Source organism: Arcobacter pernae (assembly GCF_049472135.1).
Taxonomy (GTDB): Bacteria; Campylobacterota; Campylobacteria; order Campylobacterales; family Arcobacteraceae; genus Arcobacter_B.
The window spans coordinates 169,790-183,535 of the sequence record NZ_JBMOVV010000005.1; the positions used below are offsets into that span (position 1 = coordinate 169,790).

Sequence of the window (13,746 nt, forward strand, 5' to 3'; positions counted from 1 at the left end):
ATAAGGCTATGCCTTATTGTTCGTTAGGTTGAGAAAAGCTAATTTTCTTACCTTTATATAATCCTGTTCCAACTGGAATTGTTCTACCAATTACAACATTTTCTTTTAAGTCTTCTAACATATCCATCTTAGCTGAAATTGCAGCTTCAGTTAATACTTTTGTAGTTTCTTGGAATGATGCAGCAGAGATAATAGAGTCAGATGTAACAGCTGCTCTTGTAATACCAAGTAATAATGGCTCTGCAATTGCAGGTTGACCACCAAGCTTGATAATTTTTTCATTCTCTTGCTTAAATCTTTTCTTAGAAACCATATCACCAATGATGAATTTAGTATCTCCACCATCAAGAATAGATACTTGTCTTAACATTTGAGATGTAATAACCTCAATATGTTTATCAGCAATATTTACCCCTTGAGATCTATATACTTGTTGTACTTCAGATACAATAAAGTAATGTAATGCTTTTTCACCTAAAATTCTTAATACGTCGTGAGGAGAAACTTGACCATCTGTTAATGCTTCACCAGCGTGAACAAACTCACCTTCGTGTACTAAAATTTGCTTAGATTTTTCAACTAAGAATTCACCTTTATTACCATTTTCATCAGTAATAATGATTCTTTGTTTATTTCTAAGTGGTTTACCAAATGAAACCATACCATCAAATGATGCAAGTACTGCAATATTTTTAGGTCTTCTAGCCTCAAATAATTCAGATACTCTTGGAAGACCTCCAGTAATATCCTTAGATTTTTGAGTTGCTTTTGGTGTTTTACCAATAATATCTGCAACTTGAACTTTTTGTCCTTCAGATACGTTAATAGATGTTTTAGGATCTAATTTATATCTAATTAACTCTTTGTCTTCTGTTGCTAAGATAACTGTTGGTTTGTATCCACTTGGAATATACTCATTAACAACTAACTTAGAAGTTCCTGTTAACTCATCAAATTGCTCAGAAACAGTTACACCAGGAATAATATCTTCAAATGTAATAACACCGTCTTTTTCTGCAATAGATGGGTTTGAGTATGGATCCCACTCAGCAATTACAACTTGCTCTTCACTCTCTGGAATAGCAATTACTGATTCTTTTTCAACTTCAACATCGTCATTTAATTCAACTTGTGAACCTCTAGCGATATAGTGTCTTAATGCTTCTCTACCTTCACCATCAACGATTACAGCAAATAAACCTTTTTCATCAACTTTATCACCAGCTTTAATGTCTTTTCTTCTTTCTAAGTAATCACCAGTTAATTTGTAGTATTTAACTACACCTTTTGCACCAGTAATAATCTTAGAAGTAATAGGAGCACCATCAGAAACTCTTAATTCAGAAGCAAACGGAATTCTGTTTGGAACATTCCATCCATCTTTAATCATTTCAACGATAGACTCATTCTCTTCAACTTCAACACCATCAAAGTATGGTAAGTATAATTTACCTTCAATTTTACCAGAAACACCTGCAAGCTCATTTGGCTTAGCAACGTCATTCTTTCTTAAGTAATATTTCTTCTCTTCTGATCCATTAGTAATAGTTAAAATAATCTCTTCGTGGATTGTTTCAACTGTAACATTACCTTTGAATGGAGCATTAATTTTAGGTTCAACTAATAAAATACCTGCATTTCTTCTGTTTGCAACGATTTTCTTACCTTGGCTATTAGTATACGTTCTAATGTTGTAATATCTAATGAAACCTTCTTTATCAGCTCTTAACTCTCTTTCTGTTTGAGTTGCAGATGCAGTTCCCCCAACGTGGAATGTTCTAAGTGTAAGCTGAGTTCCTGGCTCACCAATAGATTGTGCTGCAACAACACCAACAGCTTCACCTGGAGTTGCTTTTCTTTGCTCACCAAGGTTAAGACCATAACATTTAGAACATAAACCATGCTCTTCTTTACAAGTTAATGGAGTTCTGATTACAACAGATTTTACTTCAGCTTCAGCAACAACTTTTGCATTCTCTTCAGTAATTAATGTTCCTTCTGTAAATAAAATCTCATTTGAGATAGGATCAATAATATCTTCTGCAATAACTCTACCTGTGATTCTTTCTTCTAGTGACTCAATTAATTCATTACCAGAAGAAATATCTGTAATTTCAACACCTTCGTGAGTACCACAATCTTCAACTGTGATTCTAACATTTTGAGATACATCAATTAACTTTCTTGTTAAGTATCCCGCATTGGCAGTTTTTAAGGCTGTATCCGCAAGACCTTTTCTAGCACCGTGAGTAGAAATAAAGTACTCAAGTACATTTAGACCTTCTCTAAAGTTTGAAATAATTGGTGTCTCAATAATTGTACCATCTGGCTTAGCCATAAGACCCCTCATACCTGATAACTGTCTAATCTGTGCAGCAGAACCTCTAGCCCCAGAGTCAGCCATCATGTAAATAGAGTTGAATCCATCTTTATCTTGCTCAACTAAGTTCATCATTTCAGAACCAAGTTTATTATTAACTTCTGTCCAGATATCAATAATTTTGTTGTATCTTTCTTGCTCAGTTAATAAACCTTGTGCAAATTGCTTTTGAACTTCAATAACTTCTTTTTTAGAAGCAGCAATATGTCCTTCTTTTGAATCAGGAACTCTAATATCATCAATAGATACAGAAATACCAGCATCAGTTGCGTATTTGAAACCTAAGTTCTTTAAGTTATCTAAGAATCTAGGAGTTACTTCATAACCACCATGCTTATAGATATAGTCAACTAAAGTACCAATATCTTTTTTCTTTAAAATCTTATTCCATAATGTTACAGGTACAAAATCAGGTAAGATTTCATGAATAATTAATCTACCAACTGTAGTATGAATTACTTTATCTTCAATCTTAGTTCTAATTTTTGCATGTAAATTAACTTGCTTCATTTCTAAAGCAATTTTTGCTTCATTTACATCTGTAAATAATTTATGTTCACCTTTAACACCATCTTTTTCTAATGATAGGTAGTAGATACCTAAAATCATATCCTGTGATGGTACAGCAATTGCTCTACCTGACGCAGGTAAAAGAATATTCATAGATGACATCATAAGAATCTTAGCTTCAGCTACAGCTTCTTGTGATAATGGAACGTGTACAGCCATTTGGTCACCATCGAAGTCGGCATTAAACGCAGCACAAACTAGTGGGTGAAGTCTAATTGCTTTACCATCAATTAATACTGGGTGGAACGCTTGAATCGATAATTTGTGAAGTGTTGGAGCTCTGTTCAGTAATACTGGATACTCATCAACAATTTCATTTAAACATTCCCAAACTTCATTAGTCTCAGACTCAATTAATCTCTTTGCAGATTTTAATGTAGTTGCATAACCTTTTTCTTCTAATTTAGCCATTAAATGTGGTTTAAATAACTCAAGAGCCATTTTCTTAGGAATACCACATTGGTCCATATTTAATGTAGGTCCAACAACAATTACAGATCTACCAGAGAAGTCAACCCTTTTACCAAGTAAGTTTTGTCTAAATCTTCCTTGCTTACCTTTAATAATCTCAGATAAAGATTTTAATGGTCTTTTGTTTGCACCTTTAACTGCATTTGCAGTTTTACCATTATCAAATAATGCATCAACTGCTTCTTGAAGCATTCTTTTTTCATTTCTAATAATGATTTCAGGTGCATCAAGTTCTGTTAATCTCTTAAGTCTGTTATTTCTGTTGATAACTCTTCTATATAAGTCATTAACATCAGAAACAGCAAATTTACCACCATCTAATGATACTAATGGTCTTAAGTCTGGTGGAAGAACTGGTAATTGAGTTAACATCATCCATTCTGGTCTATTTCCAGAGTTGATAAAGTTTTCAACTACTTTTAATCTTTTAATAATAGTTTTTCTTTTTGCTTCTGATTTAGTTGCAGACATTTCTTCTTTTAACTTAGTTAATAATTCAAATAAGTCTAAAGTTTCTAATAATTCTCTTACAACTTCTCCACCCATATCAGCTTGGAAACCAGTATGTTCAAATAAATCAGAGATAGTTCTATATTGTTCTTCATTTAAAATATCGTATTTTAATACTTTTTTAGTCTTTTCATTGTCATAATAAGCATCACCTGGCTCATTTACAATGTATGCTTCGTAGTATAATACTCTTTCTAAATCTTTTAATTTAACACCAAGTAATGTACCAACTCTTGTAGGTAACGATGAAACCATCCAAATGTGTGCAACTGGTGAAACTAAGTCAATGTGACCCATTCTGTGTCTTCTAACTTTTGAGCTAGTTACTTCAACACCACATTTCTCACATACAACACCTTTGTATCTCATCTTTTTGTATTTACCACAAAGACATTCGTAATCTTTTACAGGTCCAAAGATTTTAGCACAAAATAATCCATCTCTTTCAGGTTTTAATGTTCTATAGTTAATAGTTTCTGGTTTTTTAACTTCACCAGAAGACCAAGAAAGAATTTTTTCAGGACTAGCAAGTCTTAATTGAAAGGCCGCAAAATCTTGCGGTCTTTCTAATTCTTTAATTTCAATTGGTTCTAAAATTTTTTCATTATTGCTCATCGTTTTCTACCTCGTCAAAAATCTCAACATCTAAACCTAAAGCTTTTAACTCTTTCGTTAATACGAAGAATGTTTCAGGTACACCAGAACTTGGAACATTTTCACCATTAGCAATCGCTCTATATGCTCTTGTTCTACCTTCAACGTCATCCGATTTAGTTGTAAGCATCTCTTTAAGAACATTTGTAGCTCCATATGCTTCAAGAGCCCAAACTTCCATTTCCCCGAATCTTTGTCCACCAAATAGTGCTTTACCACCAACTGGTTGTTGTGTAACTAATGAGTAAGGTCCAGTAGATCTTGCGTGAACTTTTTCATCAACTAAGTGGTGAAGTTTCAGCATATACATGTAACCAACGTTTACTCTCTCGTTCATTGCTTGACCAGTTTTTCCATCATAAAGTTGAGTTTTACCATCTGTATCAATTTTTGCTAATTCAAATAACTTAACAAACTCTTCTTCTTTTACACCATCAAATACTTGAGTTGCGAATCTAACACCTTTAGACCAATCCTGTCCGTATTTAATTAATTCTTCATCTGATAATGAGTCCATAAACTCTTTACCATTCATAAGCTTAGCAACTTCAGCAATTTCAGTCATTTTAGCTCTTAACTCAGTTACAAACTCAGCTTTTTTGTTTTCGAACATTTCTTGAATTTCTTGACCTAATTTCATACCAACTAGACCTAAGTGAACTTCAAGAATCTGTCCAATATTCATCCTTGATGGAACCCCTAGTGGGTTAAGAATAACATCAACAGTTGAACCATCTTTCATATAAGGCATATCTACTTGAGGAACGATGTTAGAAACGATACCTTTGTTACCGTGTCTTCCGGCCATTTTATCCCCAACTTTGATTTTTCTCTTAGTTGCAATATAAACTTTAACTTGTTTAATTACACCTGAAGGTAAAATATCATCATGCTCTAATACTTGAAGTTTTTCTTCATGTTCATCTCTAAGCTCAGCTTTTTGCTTAATAAAGTAATCTTTAATCTCGTTGTATTTTTTCTCAACTTCATTAGAGTAAGATGCAACAACTTTTTTCATAGCAAATCTATTAACGTTAGTTAAAATATCAAAAGGAATTTTTTCACCTTTTTTATAAGTAACTTCTTCAACTTCAACATCTTTAGCTAATTCAGATTTAGATAATAAATCATTAATTTTTAAGATTTCTTCTCTGTCTAACATTAAAAGTTTATCATGATGCTTAATATCAAGTTCTGCTTTTTCAGCTTCAATTTCAGCAATTGCTCTTTCGTCTTTTTCGTATCCTTTTTTAGTAAATACTTTAACGTCAACAACCGTACCTTCCATTGAAGTTGGAGTTAACAAAGATTTATTAATAACATGACCTGCTTTTTCTCCAAAGATTGCTCTTAAAAGTCTTTCTTCTGGAGTTGGTTTAATTTCACCTTTTGGAGTTACTTTACCAACAAGAATCATTCCTGGTTTAACAAAAGTTCCTACTTTAACAATACCTGATGCATCTAAGTGAGAAATTGACTCTTCTTTAACACCTGGTAAATCTCTAGTAATCTCTTCATTACCATGTTTTAATTCTCTACACTCAACATCTTTTTCATAAATATGAACAGATGTAAATGCATCTTCTTTAATTAATCTCTCACTAAGAACAATAGCATCCTCATAGTTATATCCATTCCATGGCATGAAGGCAACACAAGCATTAACACCAACTGCCAGCTCTCCATTATCCATTGAAGGACCATCAGCAATAACTTGTCCTTTTTCTACAACATCACCTTCTTTTACACCAATTCTTTGTCCAAATGAAGTATTGTTATTTGTTCTAACATTTTTATTCACTGTATAGTGGTCAATGAAAGCACCGTTTTCATCTTCACCTCTTACATAAATGTTTTTAGCGTCAGCTTTTTCAATTACTCCGCCTCTGTTAGCTTTAATAGCTTCCCATGCATCTCTTGCAACAGTTTTTTCTAAACCTGTTCCAACAACTGGAGCATTTGGTCTTAATAATGGAACGGCTTGTCTCATCATATTCGATCCCATTAAGGCTCTGTTGGCATCATCATGCTCTAAGAATGGAATTAAAGATGCAGCAACACCCATTACCATTTGAGAAGAGATATCAATTAAATCAACTTTTGCTCTTTCAACAAGTAAGATTTCTCCATCTTGTCTAGCTTCAATTAAGTTTTCAACAATCTTTCCATTTTCGTCAACTTTTGTTGAACCAGGAGCAATTACTAATCCCTCTTCTTGAGTTGCAGTATAATATTTAATTTCATCAGTTACAACACCATCTTTAACAGTTTTATATGGAGCTTCAATAAATCCTAAATCATTTACTTTAGAGAAAGTAGATAATGTATTAATAAGACCAATATTTTGTCCCTCTGGAGTTTCAACTGGACAAATTCTTCCATAGTGAGTTGGGTGAACGTCCCTTACTTCGAATCCAGCTCTCTCTTTTACTAAACCACCCTCACCAAGTGCAGAAAGTCTTCTTTTATGAGTAACTTCTGATAATGGGTTAGTTTGATCCATAAATTGAGATAATTGACCAGATGTAAAGAATTCAGTAATAGTTGATGTAATCATTTTAGAGTTAACTAAATCATGTGGCATAATATCTTCTAATGTACCAGATAAAGTAGTCATTTTATCTCTAATAGCTTTTTGCATTTTGATTAAACCAGAATGCATTTCATTTGCTAATAATTCACCAATTGCTCTAATTCTTCTATTACCTAAGTGATCTCTATCATCGATATGTCCATGACCAGATTTAACTTTTACTAAGTATTGAACAGTTTTAATAACATCTTCATAAGTTAAAGTCGTTACATACTCAGGAACATTTACACCTAACTTGTGGTTCATTTTCATTCTACCAACTTTAGTTAAGTCATATCTTTCTGGATCAAAGAATAATTTTTTAACAAATTCTTTAGCAGCTTCTTTAGTTACAGGCTCACCTGGTCTCATAACTTTATAAATTCTAATTGCAGCTAAATCATTTTCATCATCAATTTCTTCTGTTTGTTTTAACAGTTTTAAAGATTCTGCATCAGCTTTAAATGCATTAATAATAGAATCATCAACACCTGCAGCTAAGTCATTTGCAATATCAAAATTATCAAAACCTAAGTCTAATAATTTTTTTAATTTAATTTCATCAAGGTTAGTTAATGCATCAAATAATACTTCTCCAGATTCTGGATCGAAAATTGTAGATGCAGTAGATCTATCCATTAATAACTCAACTGGATACTCAACTAATTTTAAACCACCCTCTTCTAAAGCTTTAGCTTTTCTTGCAGTTAATCTCTTACCTGCAGCTAAAATTAAGTTACCTTTTTCATCTTTTAAATCAAACTCAACTCTTCCTGTAAAATCATCAGGATTAAACTCTGTTAAGAATTTATTGTTTTTGATTTTAACATTTAAAATTGGGTAGAATAATTTGATAATATCTTCTTTAGAGTAACCTAATGCTCTAAAAAGAATAGTAACAGGAACTTTTCTTCTTTTATTAATTCTAACATATAATACATCTTTAGCATCATATTCGAAGTATAACCAAGAACCTCTATCTGGAATAATTTGACCAGTGTAGATTAGTTTGTTATCAGATGTATTTGACTCTTCTTCTTTAAATATTACACCTGGTGATCTATGTAATTGATTAACAACTACTCTTTCAACACCATTTACAATGAAAGAAGTTCTATCTGTCATTAAAGGAATTTCTCTGATGAATAAAGATTGTTCTTTCATATCTTTAACACCGATTTTTTCACCTGTCTTCTCGTCTAAGTCCCATAAAGTTAATCTAATATTGATTTTTAAAGGAATAGAGTAAGTAAGACCTCTAACCATTGATTCTCTTACATCGTATTTAGGTTTACCTACTTCAGAACCTAAGTAGTCTAATGTAATTCTGTTTTGAACATCGTGAATAGGGAAAATCGATTTGAATACTTTTTCAATACCAGCTTCATTTCTTTCTTCTTGTCCAATCATTAAAAATGAATCATATGAATTTTGTTGTAATTGTAGTAGATTAGGAATTTCAATTTGTTGTGGATTTTTTGCAAAATCAACTCTAAGTCTATTACCAGATTTTAAAGAGTTTAACATTGTCGGCCTTGTTATAAAATTTGGTTTAGTTTTAAGCTTTTTGTATAAAGCACAAAAGCATCCATAAAGGATAGGGTTAAAATTTGGGGTAAATTCTAACCTTAGCCTTCAAAGATGCTAATCTTTACACAAGGCCGTCGCCTTGTGTAACGTTTATAAGATGGGTAGAGAATTATGCTAATTCTACAACTGCTCCAGCACCCTCTAATTCTGCTTTTGCAGCTTCAGCATCGTCTTTAGAGATACCTTCTTTTACTTTTGCTCCAGCTTCTTCAGCCATAGCTTTTGCTTCTTTTAATCCTAATCCAGTTAACGCTCTAATTACTTTAATTACGTTAATTTTCTTAGCTCCAGCATCTTTTAAGATTACATCGAACTCAGTTTTTTCTTCAGCAGCTTCAGCAGCTCCACCAGCAACAGCACCAGCTACAGCAACAGGTTGTGCAGATACTCCAAATTTTTCTTCGAATTCTTTTACTAATTCAGATAACTCTAATACAGATAAACCAGAGATGTATTCTAATACGTCTTCTTTAGAAATTGCCATTTCGTTTTTCCTTAATTTTTTTTATTATTTTTATTTATATATTAAATGCTTAATTTATATTAAGCAGCCTCTTCTTCTTTTTTCTTTGCAAGAGCATCAAGCCCAATAGTAAAGTTCTGAACTGGAGCCATCCAAGTAGCAGCAAGCATACCAAGAAGTTCATCTCTAGATGGTAATTTAGCGAACGCCATAACAGTGTTAAGGTCAGCAATTTCACCTTCAATGATACCAGATTTGATTGCAAATTTATCTTTGTTTGCAAGAGCAAATTTATCAGCAACTTTACAAGCAGAAATTTGATCTTCAGACCATAAGAAAATGTTGTTTCCAGTTAATGCAAGTTCACCTAACTCAGCATTTTTTACAGCAACTGTAACTAATGTGTTTTTAGCAACTTGAACTTTTACACCAGCTTCTTTAGCATCTTTTCTTAAACCTTCTAATTCTTTGTGAGAAACACCATTAAAATCACAAACTACGATAGCTTGAGACTCTTTGAATTCACCAGTTAAGAAATCAATTACTTCTGATTTTTGTTGTTTAGTCATTTATATATCTCCTTCCAAAACATCCAACTTCGGCAGGTTTTACAAGACACAGGAGTAGTGTCTAACCGGCTATCTTCAGTTTTTAATGTAGTGCTTTGAATAACACTCAAAAATATTGATTTAAGTATCAACACTTTTGAATGTTTATTAAATAAGGAAAAGTTCCTTATTTAATGTCCATTAACTCTGTTGCGTCCATTTTAACTGATGGAGACATTGTTAATGATACAGCTGCGTTAGTAATATATCTACCTTTTGCAGTTGATGGTTTAGCTTTGTTAATAGCTGTAACGAATGCTTCAATATTTTCTTTGATTGCTTCAGTAGAGAAAGAAACTTTTCCAACTGCTGCTTGCATGTTACCTTTTTTATCAACTCTATATGCTACTTGACCACCTTTAGCATCGTTAACTGCTTTAGTAACATCCATAGTTACTGTACCAGTTTTAGGATTTGGCATTAAACCTTTTGGTCCTAAGATTCTACCTAATTTACCAACTAATCCCATACAATCAGGAGTAGCGATTAATACATCAAAATCAATGTTTCCAGCTTGAACAGTTTCAACTAAATCATCGTTACCAACAATATCAGCACCTGCTGCTTTAGCTTCGTCTACTTTAGCACCTTTAGCGAAAACTGCAACTCTTACAGTTTTACCAGTACCATTTGGAAGTACAACTGCACCTCTAATCATTTGATCTGCGTGTCTTGGATCTACATTTAAGTTTAATGCTACTTCAACTGATTCGTCGAATTTAGCTGATTTTAATTCTTTTACTAAATCACAAGCTTCAGCTAAAGAATAGCTTCTGTCTTCGATTTTTTCTGATAATGCTTTATATCTTTTTGAAATTTTTGCCATTTTATTCTCCGCAATATTTTATTTTGCTACCGCCATTTTAAGTCTGGTGGTAAGACTATTAAAGAAACTAAAGCTTATGCTTCAGTTTCAATACCCATAGATCTAGCTGAACCTGCAACAATCTTAGCTGCTTGCTCTCTATCATCTGTATTTAAGTCAGCAATTTTTAAATCAACGATTTCTAAAATTTGCTCTTTTGATAACTTACCAACTTTATTTTTAAGAGGGTTATCAGAACCTTTTTTAACACCAGAAATTTTTTTAATTAAATCTGTCATTGGTGGTTGTTTAGTTACAAAAGTAAAACTTTTATCTGAATAAACTGTAATTTCAACAGGAATTGTGAAACCACCTTTATCTTTTGTTTTCTCATTGAATGCTTTACAGAATTCCATGATATTGATACCTCTTTGACCTAATGCAGGTCCAACTGGTGGTGATGGGTTTGCTGCACCAGCAGGTATTTGTAATTTAAGTATACCGTCTACTTTTTTAGCCATGCTATTCCTTTGTTTAAAATTGTTTATAATGTACTTAGGCATTAGGCAAGAAAACTCTATGGAAGCGAAGTTTTATTGCCTAATGCCTAATTAACTATAAATTATACTACTCTTTCTACTTGTGTATAAGAGATTTCAACAGGTGTATTTCTACCAAAAATAGAAACATTTAGTTTTAAAATACCTGATGCCATATCGAAGTCTTCAACTAAACCATTAAAGTTAGCAAATGGACCTTCATTAATTCTAACCATTTCACCTTCATCAAAAGATACTTTAGGTTTAGCAGCAGCTCTATTTTGAACTTTTTCTAAAATCATATTAATATCTTTGTCAGATAAAGGAGTTGGTTTTTTAGATTCACCAATAAATCTTCCAACTCTTGGCATTGATTGGATTCTATGCCATAGTGCAGTATCTAGATCGATTTTTGCAAAAGCATAAGCAGGATAAAGTGGTCTTTCAACAATATTCTTTTTACCCTTTTTAATCTCAATTAAATCTTCAGTAGGAACAAGAACTTCTGAAATTCTTCCGTCACCCATTTCTTCAGATAATTGTTCTAATGCTCTTTTAACAGCTAATTCACTTCCTGAGTAAGTTTGTATTGCATACCACTTTTGTGCCATATTTTAATATCCTTAATTCATTACAGATGACAAGCTTAAAGACATTACTGTGTCAATTAATGCTAAGAACAATGTGATTACTGTAACAACAATAAATACAGATAAATATGCAGATCTAATTTGTTCTTTTATAGGAAAGATAACTTTTGAAAGTTCTTCTTTAGCATTCTTGTAATAGTTTTTTAGTTTATTCACAATTGACTCCAGATTTGATGATAATAAGCTTGAAAATTCTTTTAAAAGGAGTCGCAACTGCTTTTAAAAAAATTTAGTGGCAGGCCAGGAGGGACTCGAACCCCCAACCATCGGATTTGGAATCCGGCGCTCTACCATTGGAGCTACTGACCTGTGAGTCAAGGCTTGAAAATCAAGCCTTGATATAAAGTCTTACGACTTAAGTTTTACTTCTTTGTGTAAAGTGTGTTTTTTTAATCTTGGACTATATTTCTTAGTCTCAAACTTTTCAGTGTGAGTCTTAGGATTTTTTGTCGTAGTGTAGTTAATATCACCACACTCTTGACATTTTAGTCCGATTTTAATTCTTACTCCGTTTGCCATCAATCAACCTTATTCGATGATTTCAGAAACAACACCTGCACCTACAGTTCTACCACCTTCTCTAATAGCGAACTTAGTTCCCTTATCAAGAGCGATTGGAGCAACAAGATTAACAGTCATTTCAACGTTATCACCTGGCATAACCATTTCAGTACCTTCTGGTAAAGTACAAGAACCAGTTACGTCTGTTGTTCTTACATAGAATTGTGGTCTATATCCTGAGAAGAATGGAGTGTGTCTACCACCTTCCTCTTTAGATAAGATATATACCTCACCTTTAAATACAGTATGTGGAGTAATAGATCCTGGCTTAACAAGAACTTGTCCTCTTTGTACGTCTTCTTTTTTGATACCTCTTAAAAGAATACCAGCGTTATCACCAGCTTCAGCGTAATCCATTTCTTTTCTGAACATTTCAATACCAGTAACTGTAGTAGTTTGAGTATCTTTTAATCCAACGATTTCAATAGTATCACCTAATCTAACTGTACCTTGGTTAATAGCACCAGTTACAACTGTACCTCTACCTGCAATTGAGAATACATCTTCAACAGGCATTAAGTAATCTTTATCAGTAGATCTTTCTGGAGTTGGGATATAAGCATCAACTTCAGCCATTAAGTTATAAATCTTTTCAGACCACTCACCAGCGTTACCAGCTTTAGCTTCTTCTAATGCTTGGAATGCAGAACCTGCAACGATTGGAGTATCATCACCTGGGAAGTCGTACTCAGAAAGTAATTCTCTTACTTCCATTTCAACTAATTCTAACATCTCTTCTTTATCTTCGTCATCTAATTGATCTTCTTTGTTTAAGAAAACAACGATGTAAGGTACACCTACTTGCTTAGATAATAAGATGTGCTCTCTAGTTTGAGCCATTGGTCCATCAGTTGCAGCAATAACTAAGATCGCTCCATCCATTTGTGCAGCACCAGTAATCATGTTTTTAACATAATCGGCGTGACCTGGACAATCTACGTGAGCGTAGTGTCTAGTTTCAGTTTCGTACTCAACGTGAGAAGTAGCAATAGTAATTCCTCTTTCTCTTTCTTCTGGAGCGTTATCAATTTGATCATAATCCATTGTAGCTGCACCAGTTTTTAAACCTAAACACATAGTGATCGCTGCTGTTAATGTAGTTTTACCGTGGTCAACGTGTCCAATTGTACCAATATTTACGTGTGGCTTACTTCTTTCGAATTTTTCTTTTGCCATAAAATTCCCCTTCTAAAATTTGTGGTTATAGCCCTCTGAGTAGATAAGCCCATTGGCTTCTCTATTCAGAGGGGATTACTATTATTTTGTTTTGTGACGTGTATTATATTAAAAAAATACTAAAATAAACTTTAATGGGAGTAATTTTTATGTAGAGTTATAAAAAAATGTGCTTATAACTCAGCTCCCAGTAAACA

Annotated in this window: 10 protein-coding genes and 1 tRNA gene; all 11 read right to left on the reverse strand. The window is 33.0% G+C overall.

Annotated elements, in window-relative coordinates; genetic code table 11:
* Window positions 1-13: 13 nt before the first annotated feature.
* The gene (gene rpoC / locus ACH5BF_RS07920) at window positions 14-4,546 is read right to left on the reverse strand and encodes a DNA-directed RNA polymerase subunit beta' (protein WP_423273676.1); all 4,533 of its coding nucleotides are present in this window, start codon (window positions 4,544-4,546) and stop codon (window positions 14-16) included.
* A complete protein-coding gene (gene rpoB / locus ACH5BF_RS07925) occupies window positions 4,536-8,684 on the reverse strand; it encodes a DNA-directed RNA polymerase subunit beta (RefSeq protein WP_423273677.1) in 4,149 nt (1,382 codons plus the stop codon). Before rpoB ends, rpoC begins: the two co-directional genes overlap by 11 nt.
* 172 nt (window positions 8,685-8,856) lie before the next feature.
* Window positions 8,857-9,231, reverse strand: a complete 375-nt coding sequence (gene rplL, locus ACH5BF_RS07930; RefSeq protein WP_423273678.1) for a 50S ribosomal protein L7/L12 — start codon at window positions 9,229-9,231, stop codon at window positions 8,857-8,859.
* Window positions 9,232-9,290: 59 nt separating this feature from the next.
* The gene (gene rplJ, locus ACH5BF_RS07935) at window positions 9,291-9,779 is read right to left on the reverse strand and encodes a 50S ribosomal protein L10 (protein ID WP_423273679.1); all 489 of its coding nucleotides are present in this window, start codon (window positions 9,777-9,779) and stop codon (window positions 9,291-9,293) included.
* A gap of 166 nt (window positions 9,780-9,945) precedes the next feature.
* Complete coding sequence (gene rplA / locus ACH5BF_RS07940) at window positions 9,946-10,644, reverse strand: 50S ribosomal protein L1 (RefSeq protein ID WP_423273680.1); 699 nt, start codon at window positions 10,642-10,644, stop codon at window positions 9,946-9,948.
* A gap of 74 nt (window positions 10,645-10,718) precedes the next feature.
* The gene (gene rplK / locus ACH5BF_RS07945; RefSeq protein ID WP_423273681.1) at window positions 10,719-11,144 is read right to left on the reverse strand and encodes a 50S ribosomal protein L11; all 426 of its coding nucleotides are present in this window, start codon (window positions 11,142-11,144) and stop codon (window positions 10,719-10,721) included.
* 101 nt (window positions 11,145-11,245) lie between these two features.
* Window positions 11,246-11,773 carry a transcription termination/antitermination protein NusG gene (gene nusG, locus ACH5BF_RS07950; RefSeq protein ID WP_423273682.1) on the reverse strand — a complete coding sequence of 176 codons (528 nt, stop codon included), beginning with the start codon at window positions 11,771-11,773 and terminating at the stop codon, window positions 11,246-11,248.
* Window positions 11,774-11,785: 12 nt separating this feature from the next.
* Window positions 11,786-11,968, reverse strand: a complete 183-nt coding sequence (secE, locus tag ACH5BF_RS07955; protein ID WP_423273683.1) for a preprotein translocase subunit SecE — start codon at window positions 11,966-11,968, stop codon at window positions 11,786-11,788.
* 77 nt (window positions 11,969-12,045) lie between these two features.
* Window positions 12,046-12,121: transfer RNA gene (locus ACH5BF_RS07960), tRNA-Trp, on the reverse strand.
* Window positions 12,122-12,160: 39 nt separating this feature from the next.
* Window positions 12,161-12,331 (reverse strand): 50S ribosomal protein L33, encoded by a 171-nt coding sequence (gene rpmG / locus ACH5BF_RS07965; protein ID WP_404305795.1) that lies wholly within the window; start codon window positions 12,329-12,331, stop codon window positions 12,161-12,163.
* Window positions 12,332-12,340: 9 nt separating this feature from the next.
* Window positions 12,341-13,549, reverse strand: a complete 1,209-nt coding sequence (gene tuf / locus ACH5BF_RS07970; protein ID WP_423273684.1) for an elongation factor Tu — start codon at window positions 13,547-13,549, stop codon at window positions 12,341-12,343.
* Between the last annotated feature and the right edge of the window lie 197 nt (window positions 13,550-13,746).